This is a genomic window from Cellulosimicrobium cellulans (assembly GCF_007679345.1).
GTDB classification, from domain to species: Bacteria; Actinomycetota; Actinomycetes; order Actinomycetales; family Cellulomonadaceae; genus Cellulomonas; species Cellulomonas cellulans_A.
The window spans coordinates 155,098-171,166 of the sequence record NZ_VEGH01000005.1 but is presented as its reverse complement, the minus strand read 5'-3'; the positions used below and the strand labels follow the sequence as shown (position 1 = coordinate 171,166).

The following is a 16,069-nucleotide window of genomic DNA, read 5'->3' as shown; positions in this document are numbered from 1 at the left end:
ACGACGCCATCCGGTCAGTACGACAGGCTCGGCGCGACCAGCCGGTACGTCACCGCGAACCACGCCACGACGCCCAGCGCGAGCAGCACCAGCACCCCGCCGGCCAACCGCCACCCGCCGGCGCGGCGCCGGACGTCGCCGACCACGCGGACCGTCGCCGGCACCAGCCCGAGGATCCCCACGCCCTGCAGCACCTGCAGCACCCGGAGGCCGCCCTCGGGCAGGTCGACCAGCCCCATGATCGTCGTGATCGCGACGGCCCAGCCGGCGACGGCGAGCACGGCGCTCGCCGCGGCGACCCGGGTCAGCACCCGGGCCGTGCGCCCGGCGGCGTCGCGCGGGGTGCGGTGCCGGACCCGGCGGACCAGCGCGGCCACCGGCCCGGCCAGCGCGCCCACCAGCAGCACCGCGGTGGCGACGCCCAGCGCCGGCAGCGCCACGGCCGTCGCCGCGCCCGCGGGCAGCAGCGTGAACGCGGAGTCGTACCCGATGGCCGTGACCCGGCCGTCCTCGGCGCGCGCGGCGATGGTCCGCTGGCCGCCGACCTCCTGCCACACCCACGGCTCGACCTCCTCGTACAGGACCGGGCGGTCCGTCAGCGGGCCGGGCGCCACCAGCACGCGGCCGTCGTCCTCGGCGGTGACGTGCGTGACCGCGAGCAGCTCGGTGGCGTGCAGGAACGTGCTGCGCATCGCCCGGGAGTCGGTGTACGCGCCGGCGAGGGCCGCCGCGTGCTCGCGGGCGGTGTCGGCGTCGACGGCGGTGCCGGTTGCGGTGGCGGCGGCCGCGTCGGCGGCGTCTGCCGGCGGGAAGTAGCGGTCCGCGAAGCCCTGCATCAGCTGTTCGCGCAGCTCCAGGCTGTCGAGCGCGCCCGCGCCCGAGCCGTTCACGCTGACGAAGACGCCCGTGCGCTCGTCCGGGTAGAGCTGCAGGTGGGAGTGGAACGCGTTCGTGTCGCCGCCGTGGCCGACGACCCGGTGCCCGTTGCGGTCCTCCTGGAAGAAGCCGAGCCCCATCCGGAGCCCGCCGGCGAGCGTGCCGAGGTCGTCCTCGTCGAGCGCGGGTGCCTGCATCAGGGCGAGCGTGTCCGCGTCCAGCACCTGCTCGCCGGTCGGGGGCTCGCCGAGCAGTGCGAGCATGAACCGCGCCATGTCCGCGGCCGAGGCGGACAGCGCACCGGCGGGCGCGACGCCGACGACCTCGAACCCCGTCGACGGCCCGGACGCCGTGCCGTACCCGAGCGCGAGCCGGTCGCGCAGGTCGGCGGGCACCGGCTGGCCGAACGTCGCCGTCGTCATCCCGGCGGGCTCGAGGACGTGCTCCCTGACGTACTGCTCGAACGGCTCGCCGCTCACCCGCTCGACCACGTAGCCCGCCAGCGCGTTGCCGTAGTTCGAGTACGCGGGCACGGTCCCGGGCCGGTAGACCTGCTCGGGCGGGTCAATGGCGAGCGCGGCGCGCAGGTCGACCGGCGTGCCCTCCGCCCCGATCAGCCCGCGGATCCGCTCCTCGAACCCGGCGGTGTGCGTGAGCAGGTGGCGCAGCGTGATCGGGTCGTCGAACGACCGCGGGACGTCGATGTCCACGTACGCCGACACGTCGGTGTCCAGGTCGACGTCGCCGGCCTCCACGAGCTGCATGACCGCGGTCGCGGTGACGAGCTTCGACACGGACCCGGGCCGGAACAGCGTGCGGTCGGGGTCGACGGGGACCGCCTCGCCGGACTCCGTCCCGGTGTCGGCCCAGCCGTAGCCGCGGGTCGTGACGACCTGGCCGTCGTGCACGACCGCGACGGCCGCGCCCGGGATGTCGGTGCGGTCGAGCGCGGCGGGCAGGAAGCCGTCGAGCCACGCGTCGACGTCGGTCCGGCTGAGCGCAGGCACGGTGGCCGGGTCGGTGGAGGCGTCCTCTCCGCCGGTCGTGGCGCCCGCGCCGGCGACCGGGGCCGGGCGCTCCGGGGCGGGCGTCGGCGCCGCCGCGGCGGGTGCGCAGGCGGCGAGCCCGGCGAGCAGCGCGACCGCGGCGATCGCGCGGGGTGCGCGCCGGGCCGTCCGGGGTCCGCGCGTGGTGGACGGGTCGGCGTCCCGGTCGGGTGCGGTCGCGCGGGGGATGGTGCGCACGGCGGCCTCCTCGCGGCCGGGCGGTGTCCGGGCGATCCCGGTGGCGGCACCCCTGGCCTGCACCTCCAGCCTCGTGAGCGGGTCGCCGCGGCACATCGGACGTGAGGCGGGACCGGGAGGTTGCGCCTTTGGACGCAACGCTGCGTCGGAGGGGGGAGGGGATCGCGGTCACCTGCGCGGAGGCGCCTCACGAGGGCGACGACGCGTCCGGTGAGCAGCTGACCACTCGCTGCGCGGCGCCCGGGGCTCAGCCGGGCGGCTCTGCCCAGTGCTCGTCGAGCCGCGCGACGAGGACGTCCCGGCTCATCCCGGCGAGCTCGGCGTCCGTGAGACCGAGCTCGCGCCGGGCGAGGAACACGAGCCGCGCCGGCAGGGTCGCGGCGGGCGGGGCGGGTGCCCCTCGGCGGGGGACGGCACCGTCGCGCACGCACGCCCAGAACTCGACCGGCGTCACCTGGAGCTGGTCCCGGAGGATGTGCGACCACAGAGAAGGCCCGTACACGGTGGCGTCGACCGGGCGAGAGATCCGGGTCCGGAGGGTCCGCCCGTCCGGAAGCGGCAGCTCGTACGTGGCGTGGTGCCGCACGCGCCCGCCGCGGGCGCTCCGTACCGGGGACCAGCCCTCCGTGATGCAGAACTGCTCGTGGTCGTCCCGGGTCGCCGGTCTAGCCATGGGCGCCCGTGAGCCAGTCGCGCAGCTCCTCGTCCGTCGACAGCTCGACGAGCTGGACGAGCGCCCACGCGTCCTTGTGGTTCGGCGCGTGCCGGAGGTGGTCGGTCCAGTCCTCGGCGTACTCCTGCAGCGCCGCGACCAGGTCGTCGACCGCCTCGTCGGTGGTGAGGCCCGTGCCCGAGAGCGGGGTGCCCGGCATGAAGGCTGCCCACTCGCCGGCCTCGTGCGCGAGCTGGACGTCGGGGCGGAGCGTGTGCGCGAGCGTCGCCCGCAGGAGGACGGCGTCGACCAGCGCGACGCGCCGGCCGGCGCGGACGATCGTCGTGGGCACGCCGGCGTCGGCGGCGTCGAGCACCGACTTGAGCTGCTCGCGGGCTCGGGCGACGGGCAGGTCGACGACGGACATGGGGCACCTCGGCGGGTCTCGGCGGCTACATGTACACGATGTACATCGTGTGTCGAGCGTACGAGGTGCGGCGCGGGCCGTCCAGGGCTCTTCGCGGCGCGCGAGCAGCGTGCAGGCGGTCGCCGGGTCGTAGAGCCCTGTGCCGGCCTCGCGGGCCTCCGCCTCGACGGCCCGGACCGCGCCGTAGATGGGTCGAAGTGGAGTGAGTCGGGTGGGGGCGGCTCTCACCGGGCGCCCTGACGCAGAGCGGGTTACGGTCGCCGCTCCCCTCGAACGATCGGAGGCACGACATGGGATACGTCGGCAAGCTGCTGAAGAGCGCGGTCGTGGCCAAGGCGGCGCAGGTCGCGATCCGGGAGATGTCGAAGCCCGAGAACCAGCGCAAGGCCAAGGAGCTGCTGGGCCGGGTCACGAAGCGGGGCGGCGCCGCGGGCCGCGCCTGACCGGCTGACCCGGCCCAGGGCCTGGCAGGTCAGGCGTCGTACACGTGCGCGTCGCCCGCGAACGGGCGCAGCGTGTCCGGCGTCGGGAACGGCAGCGTCCAGGTCGCCGCGCCCGGGAGCACCGCGCCCCACTGCTCCGCGACGACCACCACCCGCTCCGGGCTGACCTCCGCGAACCGCACGCGCTGCTCGGTGCCGTCGTCGAGGGTCAGCGACCACCGCTCGGCGAGCCACCGCAACCCCCGCTCGTCGAGGGCCGCCTCGGCGGCGAGCCAGTCGACGGGGCCGGTGACGTCGCGCCCGAGCCGGTCGACCGCGACGAACTCCTCGCCCGCCGGGCGGATCCAGCCCAGCAGCTCGCGGTCGTCGGCGCGCCGGTGCTCGATCCAGTCCGCGGGCAGCATCGCGCCAGGGTAGCGGCGGGGTCGCGCGGTCTCCTACGGTTTCCGGCCCGGCCGCACGAGATCGGCGTGGGCCGGGCCGGAAACCGCAGGCGGGAGTGCGCGGCCGTCAGGCGCCCGCGCCGCGCAGGCGGAGCACCGACCAGGACACCGCCGGCAGCTCGACCGTCAGCACGCCGTCCGCACCGACCTCGGCGCTCGCGTTCGCGCGCGGCAGCACCGTCTCCGCGTCCTCCTGCGTCGCGCGCCAGTGGACGTCGTCGTGCGCGTAGGTCAGCGCCTCCACGACCTCGACCGCCCCGACGCCCCGCAGGTCGACCCGCAGCGTGGTCGGCGCGTCGATGGCCCGGTTCACCGCGAACAGCGCCACGTCCCCGGTCGACGCGTCGTACGTCGCCACCGCGTCCACCAGCGCCGACTCCCCGAACCGCGCGTTGGCGTACGTCGGCGCGTCCACGGCCACCCGCAGCACCTCGCCCCGCGCGTACTTCGCGGTCAGCGCGAACGGGTGGAACGTCGTCTGCCGCCAGGCCGGGCCGCCGGGCTCGGTCATGATCGGCGCGAGCGCGTTGACCAGCTGCGCCTGGCTCGCGGAGTGCACCCGGTCCGAGTTCCGCAGCAGCGAGATGAGCAGGTTCCCGACGACCACCGCGTCGGCGACCGTGTAGACGTCCTCCTCGAGCCGCGGGGCGATCGGCCAGTCCTCGCCCTTGGGGAGCTTGTCGTCGTTCTCGTGGTACCAGACGTTCCACTCGTCGAACGAGATGTTGATCCGCTTGTCGGTCTTGCGCGCCGCGCCCACCGCGTCCGCCGTCGCCGCGACGGTCGCCACGAAGTGGTCCATGTCCTGCGCCGACGCGAGGAACGAGCCGAGGTCGCCGTCCTGCTCGTGGTAGTACGCGTGCGCCGAGATGAGGTCGACCTGGTCGTAGCACTCCTCGAGCACCTCGCGCTCCCAGGTGCCGAACGTCGGCATGCCCGAGCCCGACGACCCGCAGGCGACCAGCGTCAGGTCGGGGAACATCTGCCGCATGCCGCGGCCGGTCTCCGCGGCGAGGCGGCCGTACTCGCGGGCGGTCTTGTGGCCGAGCTGCCAGGGGCCGTCCATCTCGTTGCCGAGGCACCAGAACGAGATGCCGAACGGCTCGTCGGCACCGTTGGCGCGGCGCTGCTCGGCGCGGGCGGAGCCGCGGCGCTGGTTCGCGTACTCCAGCAGCTCGAGCGCCTCGGGCAGCCCCCGGGTGCCGAGGTTGACGGCCATCATCGGCTCGGCGCCGGCGGCCTTGGTCCAGGCCATGAACTCGTGCAGCCCGAAGGCGTTCGTCTCGGTCGAGTGCCACGCGAGGTCGAGCCGCTCCGGGCGGTCCTCGACCGGCCCGACGCCGTCCTCCCAGTTGTAGCCCGACACGAAGTTGCCGCCCGGGTAACGGACGGTCGAGATGCCCATCTCGCGGGCGAGCGCGAGCACGTCGCCGCGGAACCCGTTCGCGTCGGCGGTGGGGTGGCCGGGCTCGAAGATGCCCGTGTAGACGCACCGACCCAGGTGCTCGACGAACGTGCCGAAGGTGCCGCGGCGGACCGGGGCGACCGTGAAGGCGGGGTCGATGACGACGGTGGCGGAGTGCATGGGGGAGACCCTTCGTCGAGGTGCGTTCAGCGTTGAACTACGGCGGCGACGCCCACTGTAGTCCATCGTTGAACTGAGCCCCGATCTGGTGCAGTGGCGCGCCGTTCGGAAGCCGTCTCGGGCGCCCTACGACGAGCCGGTGGCGACCGTGGCTCCGACTCTGTCCCGGCAGCGCGGGCCGTCCGCGTCGAGCGGGCGGACGTCGGCTCATCACTCGACGCGGACGGACCAGCTAGCTGTGCACGGTTGCGCAGGGCTTGCCGGACACCCCCACCCAGGTGTTGCACAGCACCGTCCCGTTCGGGAACGAGCGCGGCATGCCGGCCTTGGCCGACTGCGCGACGTCCCCCACCTCCCCGCAGATCGTCCCTGAGGTAGAGAGCACGGTGGAGCCCTGCCAGTAGCTCGCGAACGTGCAGTCGGCTGACGTGAACGTCGCCTGCGTGATCCACTGCTGCATGGTCAGACCCGTCCCGACCAGCATCAGACAGACCTTCCCATCGCACTTGGTCGCCGAGCGGCCACCGGGCGAGGGGTCCACGAGCGCGATCCCGTCGTCGTCGTGGTCCGCCCCGGCCATGTTGGGCACGAGTCCGATGGCCGCGAGGTCCTCGATCGACATCTCGTCGAGGTCCTGCGGGAGCACGACGCGGTCGCCCGTCGGAAGCGTGATCACGGAGCCGGCGGACGGGCTCGTCGCGAGCTCCGACGTGGACTCCGTGGGCCCTGGGGCGGCCGCCGTAGTCGCGACCATGACAGCGAGTGCCGCTCCCGCGACGAGCGAGCGGCGGAGTGGGTGGCGAGATGTCACAAGAGCCTCCGGGGCCTCAGGCGGCGCCACAGAGGGCGCCTGCCGGTAGGGATGATCTGGACGGTGGCCCCGTCCCCGAGCGACGGGATGATCCCCACCTCAGCGAGCTCGGATGTGCTGTAGGCCGAGAACGGTCGGTCGAGGGTGACGTGCCGACCGTCGGGGAGCTCCACACGCGGGGCACCGGGCCTCGCGGCTGAGTGTCGACCCGGCGTTCGTATCGTCGGCCCCTGGCGCGGAAGGTCCGCCACCAAGAAGCCGGGGCTCGGGGAACCGACGCAGCGCAGCCAGCCCGGGTCCGTCGGCTTCCGCGCCCCGCGCCGGACACCGACGACCCGGTGCGCCCCCACGGCGCGAGAGGCCCCCGTGTTCCACATCGGCATCGTCGACGACGACGACCGCAGCACCGAGGTGGTGCACCGCCACCTGCAGCGCTACCAGCACGAGCATGGCCTGACCTTCGACACCCGGACGTTCGCCGACGGCTGGGACCTGGTCCGCGGCTACCGGTCGGACTTCGACATCCTGTTCCTCGACGTCGAGATGACCACGCTGGGCGGGTTCGACACGGCCCGTGCCGTGCGGGAGCTGGACCGACGGGTGGTGATCGTGTTCGTGACGCGCATGGCGCAGCTCGCGATCAGGGGGTACGAGGTCGACGCGCTGAGCTACCTGGTGAAGCCGGTGGCGTACGCCGCGTTCGCCGCGGAGCTGACGCGGGCCCTGAAGCGGGCGGGCAGCGCCGGTCGGCACCTGCACCTCATGCTGCCGACCACCCGCGGCACGGCCCGGGTCGACACGTCGGACATCACGCACGTGGCGGCGGCGAAGCACCACATCACGGTGCACACCACCGGCGCGGAGTTCGCCTTCACCGGCACGCTCAAGGCGGTGGAGGACCAGCTGGCGGGTCGGGGGTTCTTCCGGTGCAGCAAGAGCTTCCTGGTGAACCTGCGGCACGTGGTGGCGATCCAGACGGCGTCGTGCGTGGTGCTCGGCGGCCACGAGGTGCCGGTCAGCCGGTCGTGCAAGCGCGAGTTCCTGGCGGCAGTCACCGACCACCTCGGCGGCCGGGTCTGGTAACGGCTCGATCACAGGCCGGTCACGACGGGGCGTCCGCGGGACCTGTCGTGCGCGGGATGCGACGGGACGTGTCATCTTCCCGGACACGCCGCCGGACCCGTCGTTACGGTCGCGGCTCGACTCCGGGACGTCGACGTCCGGGAGTCGTGAGGGGTCACCGGAGTGCGCGACGGAGCGTACGGACGGGCGGCCGGCTCTCCGCGCCGCGGCGTGGCGGCCGCGGCCCGCCGGGGCGCCGCCGGACGACTGAGGGAGTGTCGATGACGACGACGAGGACAACCAGACGGAGCCGCGCCGGGTCGGTGGGCGCGACGGGAACGGCGGCCCTCGTCGGGCTCGCCCTGGCGCTCACCGGGTGTTCGAGCGGCGACGGGGACGGCGAGGACGACGCGAGCGGCGGGTACACGACGCGGGAGGTCACGGACGGCAGGACGACGTTCGTGGTCGTCGAGAACCCGGGCGACGGCGCCACGCTGTCCTACAGCCCGGACAGCGGCGTCGAGCTGCTCACCGAGGAGATCGACGGTGAGCAGAACGCCTTCAAGGACATGAACGGCAACGGCGAGCTGGACGTCTGGGAGGACTGGCGCGAGGACGCGCAGACCCGGGCGGCGGCGCTCGCCGAGGAGCTGACGATCGAGCAGGTTGCCGGCCTGATGCTGTTCAGCTCGCACGAGCTGTCCCCGGCGGACGGCCTCACCGACGCGCAGCGGACCTACCTGGAGGACTCGCACCTGCGGAACGTGCTGAACGCCGGCCCCAACGACGTGGACGCGAACGTCACGTGGTCCAACGCGATGCAGGCGCACGCCGAGTCGCTGGCGAGCACGGACCTGCCGTACGTGCCGGTGAACTTCAGCTCGGACCCGCGGTCGACGGCGGGATCGGGCGGGTACAACGCGTCCGGCGAGGACATCTCGCGCTGGCCGTCGAACCTCGGCCTCGCGGCGACGGCCGACGTCGAGCACATGGATGCGTTCGCGACGATGTCGTCGGCGGAGTACCGCGCGCTCGGCATCGCGACGGCGCTGAGCCCGCAGATCGACCTGGCGACGGAGCCGCGCTGGCTGCGGGTCGACGGGACGTTCGGCGAGAACGTCGACCTGAACAACCGCCTCGCGGCGGCGTACGTCGACGGGTTCCAGAGCACGACCGGCGAGGCCGGCTGGGGCTCGGAGTCGGTCAACGCGATGATCAAGCACTGGGCCGGGGACGGCCCTGGCGAGGGCGGCCGGGAGTCGCACACGAACGCCGGCAAGTACGGCGTGTACCCCGGGGACAACTTCGACGACCACACGCAGGCGTTCCTCGGGGCGCTGGACTCCGCGGCGGTCATGACCTCGTACTCGATCGCGCTCGACGGCGACGGCGAGCCGCTGACCTCCGACCGGATGGGCACCGCGTACGACACCGACCGGATGGCGCTGCTCCGGCAGAACTTCGACGGCGTCGTCGTCACGGACTGGGGCGTCACGGCGGACCCGGCGTCCGGGTTCGGCATGGCCTGGGGCGCCGAGGACCTGACGGTCGACGAGCGGCACTACGCGATCCTGCGTACCGGCCACGACATGTTCGGCGGCAACAACGACGTCGAGCCGGTCCTGGGGGCGTTCGACCTGTGGCAGGCGGACTACGAGGCGGGCGAGAACGACGTCGACGCCGACACCCGGTTCCGGGAGACGGGCGCGCGCGTGCTGGCCATGCTGTTCCGACCCGGCCTGTACGAGGACCCGTACCTGGACCTCGACGAGTCCCGGGCGGTCGTCGCCAGCGAGGACAAGGTCGAGGCCGGCTACGCCGCGCAGCTCGACTCCGTGGTCCTGGCGAAGAACGCTGACGGGACGGTGGCGGCCGCCGACGCCTCGGACTGGTCGGACAAGACCGCGTACATCCCGCGCACGTTCGACACCGGCTTCGCGGGGCCGTTCGGCCCGGCGGAGCACGTCGAGGGCCCGGGGCTGGACGTCGAGGTCGCCGAGGACTTCTTCGGGACGGTGGTCACGGACGAGGCCGTCACCGACGCCGACGGCATGGTCACCGAGTACACCGCGCCGGACCTCAGCGAGGTCGACGTGGTCCTGGTGGGCATGAGCAGCCCGGTCAACGGCAGCAACTTCAGCAACGCGGGCCACGACACCGAGACCGGCGAGTGGTACCCGCTGTCCCTGCAGTACCGGCCGTACACCGCCGACGGCGAGCACGTGCGGCAGGTGTCGATCTCCGGCGACCTGCTGGACGACGGGAGCAGGGAGAACCGGTCGTACTACGGGAGCACGTCGCGGATCTCGAACGAGGCGGATCTGGACGCGTTCGAGCGGGCCGTGGCCGCGGTCGAGGCCAGCGGCCGGGACATCCCGGTGATCACGGTGCTCAAGGCGAACAACCCGACGGTGCCGACCGAGTTCGAGGCGGCCTCCGACGCGGTGGTCGTCGGGTTCGGGACCAGCGACCGGGCGCTGCTCGAGGTGGCGCTCGGCCTGCACGAGCCGCAGGGTCGGCTGCCGATCGCGTTCCCCGCGTCGATGGACGCGGTCGAGGCGCAGCTCGAGGACGTCGGTGAGGACACCGACCCGTACGTCGACGCCGCCGGCAACGCGTGGGTCTTCGGCTTCGGGCTCGGTCACTCCGGGCCGCTGGGCTGACCGACGCCCCGGGCGGCCGACGGCGCGCGTCGCCGGCCGCCCGGGCCCCCGAACCGCGGGACGGGCCCGCGACCACGATCCACGAAGGAGCAGACATGAAGCGGAACAGGATGGTGAGCACGGGCCTCGGGCTGGTGCTCGCCGCGACGGGCGCGCTCGGCCTCGCGGCGTGCGGCAGCGACGGCGGCGGCTCCGGGGGCGGTGCGTCCGACGCCGCCGAGCAGGACGTCGACGTCGCCGAGGACCTGGAGAACGCCCGGCAGGCGGTGCTGGAGGCGCTGGAGGACGACGACTGGGACCAGGTGATGCTGGCCAGCGACGTCAGCGCGCCGACGGTGAAGTACGGCCTGCTGGTCATGCCGTACACGTACTCCGACGCCGCGTCCCGGGTGCAGGGCACGATCGCGGTCTCGGACGGGAAGTTCACCATCGAGGCCGACTCCGCCGAGACCGAGCGGACCTGGCAGATCGACCAGGACGGCAGCATCACCGAGGTGACGGGGTGAGCCGCGACGCGACCCGGCCCGCCGGCGGCAGGCCGCCGATGTCGAACCGGAAGCTGCTGGGGATCTGGGTCCCCGTGCTGGCAGTCGTCACCGCGCTGGCCGTGGTGGTGAACGTCGCCCTCGTCGTCGCCGGCGGCTGGGTCGCGTCGCAGCTCGGCTCCGGCACCTACACGTTCACGAACTCCGACGAGTCGGCGGACTGGGACACGGAGTACTACACGTCGCGGTTCGCCTCCCTCGAGGACGTCGACGCCGCGGCCCGGGACCTGGTCGAGCAGATCGCCGCCGGCGGCATCGTCCTGGCGAAGAACGACGCCGCGACGCTGCCTCTCGCCACGGGCGCCCGGGTCACGATGCTCGGCCGGGCCGCGGCGGACCCGGTGTTCGGCGGGTCGGGCTCCGGCTCGGTCGACACGAACTCCGCGGTCACGGCGCGTGCCGGCCTGGAGAACGCCGGCTTCGAGGTCAACGACGCCGTCTACGGGGCGATCGAGGCCTACGCCGCGGAGCAGCCGCGCGGGTTCATCGAGATGGACCGCCCGGACATCTCGACCTACTTCATTGGCGAGCTGCCGGTCGGCGAGTACGCCGCGCAGGCCGCCACCTTCGACCGGTACGGCGACGCGGCCCTGGTCTTCCTCGGCCGCCCCGGCGGCGAGGGCGGCGACCTCACGCAGGACATGACGGGCTGGGACGATCACGCGGTCCCGGGCCAGCACCAGCTCCAGCTCAACCAGGACGAGCGAGACCTGATCGCGCTCGCGACGGAGTCCTTCGACACCGTGGTCGTCGTGGTCAACGCCTCGACGACGATGGAGCTCGGCGCGCTGCACGACGACCCGGACGTGGCCGCGATCCTGCTCGCGGGCTCGCCCGGTGCGACCGGTTTCGACGCGCTCGGTGCGGTCCTGGCCGGCGAGGTCAACCCGTCCGGCCGCACCGCCGACGTGTGGGCCGCGGACTTCGCCGCCGACCCGACCTACCCGAACGTCGGCGATTTCGTCTACGAGAACCTGGAGGTGTCGTACCCGGTCCCGGCCGTCGAGCGGGCGACGTCGAACGCCACGGTCACCGGCGACGCGCCGTTCGTGCACTACGCCGAGGGCATCTACATCGGCTACCGCTACTACGAGACGGCCGCCGCCGAGGACTTCATCGACTACGAGGACGCGGTGGTCTACCCGTTCGGCCACGGCCTGGCGTACACGACGTTCGACCAGCGCGTGACGGACACCGACCTCGGCGCCGTCGACGGCTCGATCACCGTCGACGTCGAGGTCACGAACACCGGCGACGTCGCCGGCCGGGAGGTCGTGCAGCTCTACGCCAGCGCGCCGTACACGCCGGGGGGGATCGAGAAGGCCGAGGTCGTGCTGGTGGCCTTCGACAAGACCTCCGAGCTCGCGCCGGGGGCGTCCGAGACGGTGACGCTGGAGGTCGCCGTCGAGGACCTGGCGTCCTACGACCACATCGGCCACGAGGCCTACGTCCTGGAGGCGGGCACCTACCTGCTGAGCGTCCGCAGCGACTCGCACACCCTCGCGGCGGGCACCGAGCCGATCCGCTACGTCGTCGACGTCGACGTGGTCTACGCCGGCGAGGACCACCGGGCCTCGGACCACGCGCCCGTGACCAACCAGTTCGACGACGTGTCGGAGCAGTTCAGCGCGACACCGACCGGCGGCAAGGTCCTGTCGATGTCCCGCGCGGACTTCGCCGGGACCTTCCCGACGGCGCCGACCCCGGACCTGTACGTCGCGAGCGACGCCGTGGCCGAGGGCTTCGCCGCCTGGGACCACGAGGCCGCCGCGGCGGACTACGACGGCGAGAACCCCACGACCGACGCCCGGTCCGAGATCGCGCTGGTCGACCTGCGCGGGCTGCCGAAGGACGACCCGCAGTGGGAGGAGCTGCTCGACTCGCTGAGCGTCGGCGACATGACCGACATGCTGCTCAACGGCGCGTACCAGACGTCGGCGATCGGCTCGATCGCGAAGCCGCAGACTACCGAGCCCGACGGGCCCGCCGGGTTCTCCTCGTTCATCAACTCCTCGATCAACGGCGTCGCCTACCCCTCCGAGGCGCTCATCGCGCAGACCTGGGACATCGAGCTCGGCGCCGAGATGGGACGGATGCTCGGCGAGGAGGCGCTGCACAAGGACATCAACGGCTGGTACGCGCCGGCCGTGAACCTGCACCGCTCGCCGTTCGGCGGCCGGAACTTCGAGTACTACTCGGAGGACCCGCACCTGTCCGGCGCGCTCCTGACGGCTGTCGCGAACGGCGCGGCTGAGCAGGGCGTCTACACGATGCTCAAGCACTACGCGCTGAACGAGCAGGAGACGAACCGGGTCAACAACGGCATCGCGACCTGGGCGACCGAGCAGACGATCCGGGAGCTCTACCTCAAGCCGTTCGAGATGGCCGTCAAGAACATCTCGATGGAGGTGCCGTTCCTCGCGGACGACGAGGGCACACCCGCCCGGACGACGATCGGCGCCGGCGGCGTGATGAGCTCGTTCAACCGCATCGGCGCGACCTGGGCCGGCGGGTCCGAGGCCCTGATGGGCACAGTGCTCCGGGACGAGTGGGGCTTCGAGGGCTTCGCGATCTCCGACTTCAACCTGTACCCGTACATGAACCCGAACGAGGGCATCCACGCGGGTACGGACCTGACGCTGACCTTCCAGCCGTCGAAGTCGTTCAACGACACCACCTCGGCCAAGGCCCGCGCCGACATCCGGGCGGCGACGCACAACATCCTGTTCACCGTCGCCAACTCGAACGCCATGAACGGGCTCGCGCCGGGGGCCACGGTGTCCTACACGCCGCCGGCCTGGGTGCTCGGCCAGGTCATCGGGACCGCGGTGCTCGGGCTGCTCGTGGCGGCCGGGGTGCTGCTCCTGGTCCGGCGGGTGCGCCGCACCGGTCGGGCGGGGACGCCGTGATCGAGGACCTGACGGTGCTGGAGAGGGCCGCGCTGCTCACCGGCAGCACGGTCTGGGAGACGCGGGACCTGCCGCGGCACGGGGTCCGGTCGTTGTGGCTGGCGGACGGCCCGCACGGGGTGCGCAAGCAGACCGGCGCCGCCGACCACCTCGGTCTGGCGGAGTCGCTCCCCGCGACCTGCTTCCCGACGGCGGCGGCGGTGGCGAACACCTGGGACCCGGAGCTGGCCGAGGAGGTCGGGCGGGCGCTGGGTGCGGAGGCCGCGGCGCAGGACGTGGACGTGCTGCTGGGCCCGGGGCTGAACATCAAGCGCTCGCCGCTGGGCGGGCGGAACTTCGAGTACTTCTCCGAGGACCCGCTGCTGGCGGGGCGGATGGCCGCCGGGTACGTGCGAGGGATCCAGTCCGCGGGCGTGGCGGCGTGCCCGAAGCACTTCGCGGCGAACTCCCAGGAGCTGCGCCGGATGGCGTCGGACTCGGTGGTCGACGAGCGGACGCTGCGGGAGATCTACCTGGCGGCGTTCGGCATCGTGGTCGTGGAGGGTCGGCCGCGCACGATCATGTCCGCGTACAACCGGGTCAACGGCACGTACGCGCACGAGGACCCGTTCCTGCTCCGGCAGGTGCTCCGCGAGGAGTGGGGCTTCGACGGCGTCGTGGTGTCCGACTGGGGCGGGTCGAACGACGTGGTCGCCGCCGCGGCCGCGGGCGGGACGCTCGAGATGCCGGCGGCTGGCCTGGACTCCGTGCGCCAGCTCGTCGCGGCCGTCGCCGACGGCCGCCTGGCGGAGACGGTCCTGGACGCGCGCGCCGCCGAGGTGCTGCGGCTGGTGGCCGATGCCCGGGAGCCCGGTACGGCGCCGCCGGTCGACGCCGACGCCCACCACGCGCTGGCCCGGCGGGTCGCCGCCCGGTCGGCCGTGCTGCTCAAGAACGAGGACGCCCTGCTGCCGCTGGCGCCCGGCACCCGGGTCGCGGTGATCGGCGACTTCGCGGAGACGCCGCGCTACCAGGGGGCGGGGTCCTCGGCGGTGAACCCGACCCGGCTCGACACGGTCCTCGACCTCGTGGGGGACTCGGGGCTGGAGATGACCGCGTTCGCCCGTGGCTTCCGGCGGGACGGCGTCCGGGACTGCGCACTGCGCGACGAGGCCGTGGAGGCGGCCCGCGGTGCCGACGTCGCGCTGCTGCTCCTCGGGCTGGACGAGGTCGCCGAGTCGGAAGGGCTGGACCGGTCGACGCTGGCGCTGAGCGCGGTGCAGACCGAGCTGCTCGCCGCGGTGGCCGCCGTGAACCCGCGGACCGTCGTCGTGCTGGCGGCCGGCGGCGTGGTCGAGATGCCGTGGCTGGGCTCCGCGCGGGCGCTCGTGCACGGCTACCTGTCCGGGCAGGCCGGTGCCGGCGGGCTGCTCGACGTGCTGACCGGCGCGGTGAACCCGTCCGGGCACCTCGCCGAGACGGTGCCGGTGGCGCTCGCGGACACCCCGACCGCCGCGACCTTCCCCGGCGAGCAGCGGACGGCCGAGTACCGGGAGGGTCCGTACGTGGGCTACCGGTACTACGCGACGGCCGGTGTGCCGGTGACGTTCCCGTTCGGCTTCGGGCTCTCGTACACCACCTTCGAGCACAAGGACCTGGTGGTGACGCCCCGCTCCGCGACCGTCACCGTGGTCAACACGGGCACCGTGCCCGGGGACGACGTGGTGCAGGTGTACGTCCACCGGGAGTCGGCCCTGGTGCCCCGCCCGCACCGCACGCTCGCCGGGTTCAGCCGTGTCTCGCTCGCGCCCGGGGAATCGCGCGCGGTGACCGTGCCGCTCGGCGACTCCGCCTTCCGGCACTGGGACGTCGGCTCGGGCGCCTGGGTCGTCGAGGGCGGGGCCTGGACCGTGCTCGCGGGGGGACACGTCGACGACCTGCCGCTGGCCCAGCCGGTGGAGGTCGTCGGCTCCGGCCGGGTGACGGCTGCCGAGGGACGCGCGCCCGTGCCGGCGCGGTACGCGCGTGCCGACGTGCGCGACGTCCCCGACGCGGACTTCGCCGCGCTGCTCGGCCGTCCCGTCCCACCCGCGGCCTGGTCGGGCCCGCTCGGTCCGAACGACGCGCTCGCGCGGATGGCCGACGCGCCGTCCCCGCTCGCCCGGTTCGCCCACCGGGTGCTGGCCCGGCGCCGTGACCGAGCCGAGGCCCGCGGCGAGCCCGACCTGAACACCCTGTTCCTGCTCAACATGCCGTTCCGGGCCATCGGGAAGATGACGAACGGCATGGTCGACGGCGCGATGGTCGACGGCATCGTCCGCGTCGTGAACGGGCACCTCTGGACCGGCCTCGGCGCCACGCTGCGCGCGTTCGTCCGGAACCGGCGCGCCGACCGCCGCACGGCGCGCGAGCTGCGCGGGCCGTGGTGAC

General features: G+C 73.5%; 12 protein-coding genes. 6 read left to right on the top strand and 6 right to left on the bottom strand.

Going from position 1 to position 16,069, the window contains the following annotated elements:
• Window positions 1–14: 14 nt before the first annotated feature.
• The 3 genes from FS882_RS08655 to FS882_RS08645 all read right to left on the bottom strand — a co-directional run bounded on the left by FS882_RS08655 (window position 15) and on the right by FS882_RS08645 (window position 3,199).
• Entirely contained in the window at window positions 15–2,120 is a 2,106-nt protein-coding gene (locus FS882_RS08655; RefSeq protein ID WP_262348162.1) for a serine hydrolase domain-containing protein, read from the bottom strand.
• Window positions 2,121–2,367: 247 nt separating this feature from the next.
• A complete protein-coding gene (locus FS882_RS08650; RefSeq protein WP_158372663.1) occupies window positions 2,368–2,793 on the bottom strand; it encodes a cytotoxic translational repressor of toxin-antitoxin stability system in 426 nt (141 codons plus the stop codon).
• Complete coding sequence (locus FS882_RS08645; RefSeq protein ID WP_158372662.1) at window positions 2,786–3,199, bottom strand: prevent-host-death protein; 414 nt, start codon at window positions 3,197–3,199, stop codon at window positions 2,786–2,788. Before FS882_RS08645 ends, FS882_RS08650 begins: the two co-directional genes overlap by 8 nt.
• 290 nt (window positions 3,200–3,489) lie before the next feature.
• Between FS882_RS08645 and FS882_RS20945 the strand changes: the two genes are divergently transcribed.
• The gene (locus FS882_RS20945) at window positions 3,490–3,642 is read left to right on the top strand and encodes a hypothetical protein (RefSeq protein WP_168216978.1); all 153 of its coding nucleotides are present in this window, start codon (window positions 3,490–3,492) and stop codon (window positions 3,640–3,642) included.
• Between the two features lie 29 nt (window positions 3,643–3,671).
• On the opposite strand, the gene FS882_RS08640 is transcribed toward FS882_RS20945, so the two are convergent.
• The 3 genes from FS882_RS08640 to FS882_RS20940 form a co-directional block, all read right to left on the bottom strand.
• Complete coding sequence (locus tag FS882_RS08640; protein ID WP_158372661.1) at window positions 3,672–4,046, bottom strand: hypothetical protein; 375 nt, start codon at window positions 4,044–4,046, stop codon at window positions 3,672–3,674.
• Window positions 4,047–4,152: 106 nt separating this feature from the next.
• Entirely contained in the window at window positions 4,153–5,670 is a 1,518-nt protein-coding gene (locus FS882_RS08635; RefSeq protein ID WP_158372660.1) for an alpha-N-arabinofuranosidase, read from the bottom strand.
• Between the two features lie 232 nt (window positions 5,671–5,902).
• Window positions 5,903–6,346, bottom strand: coding sequence for a hypothetical protein (locus FS882_RS20940; RefSeq protein WP_187365225.1), 444 nt, complete (start codon window positions 6,344–6,346; stop codon window positions 5,903–5,905).
• A 501-nt stretch (window positions 6,347–6,847) separates the two neighbouring features.
• Between FS882_RS20940 and FS882_RS08625 the strand changes: the two genes are divergently transcribed.
• The 5 genes from FS882_RS08625 to FS882_RS08605 all read left to right on the top strand — a co-directional run bounded on the left by FS882_RS08625 (window position 6,848) and on the right by FS882_RS08605 (window position 16,068).
• Window positions 6,848–7,564: a LytR/AlgR family response regulator transcription factor gene (locus FS882_RS08625; RefSeq protein ID WP_187365224.1), complete on the top strand. Its 717-nt coding sequence runs from the start codon at window positions 6,848–6,850 to the stop codon at window positions 7,562–7,564.
• 260 nt (window positions 7,565–7,824) lie between these two features.
• Window positions 7,825–10,206 (top strand): glycoside hydrolase family 3 N-terminal domain-containing protein, encoded by a 2,382-nt coding sequence (locus FS882_RS08620; protein ID WP_158372658.1) that lies wholly within the window; start codon window positions 7,825–7,827, stop codon window positions 10,204–10,206.
• 95 nt (window positions 10,207–10,301) lie between these two features.
• Window positions 10,302–10,712, top strand: a complete 411-nt coding sequence (locus FS882_RS20935; protein WP_187365223.1) for a hypothetical protein — start codon at window positions 10,302–10,304, stop codon at window positions 10,710–10,712.
• Window positions 10,709–13,660, top strand: a complete 2,952-nt coding sequence (locus tag FS882_RS08610; protein WP_262348159.1) for a glycoside hydrolase family 3 C-terminal domain-containing protein — start codon at window positions 10,709–10,711, stop codon at window positions 13,658–13,660. The genes FS882_RS20935 and FS882_RS08610 overlap by 4 nt, the downstream gene beginning before the upstream one ends.
• On the top strand, window positions 13,657–16,068 hold the full coding sequence (locus FS882_RS08605; RefSeq protein ID WP_158372657.1) for a glycoside hydrolase family 3 C-terminal domain-containing protein: 2,412 nt from the start codon (window positions 13,657–13,659) through the stop codon (window positions 16,066–16,068). Before FS882_RS08610 ends, FS882_RS08605 begins: the two co-directional genes overlap by 4 nt.
• Window position 16,069 lies beyond the last annotated feature (1 nt).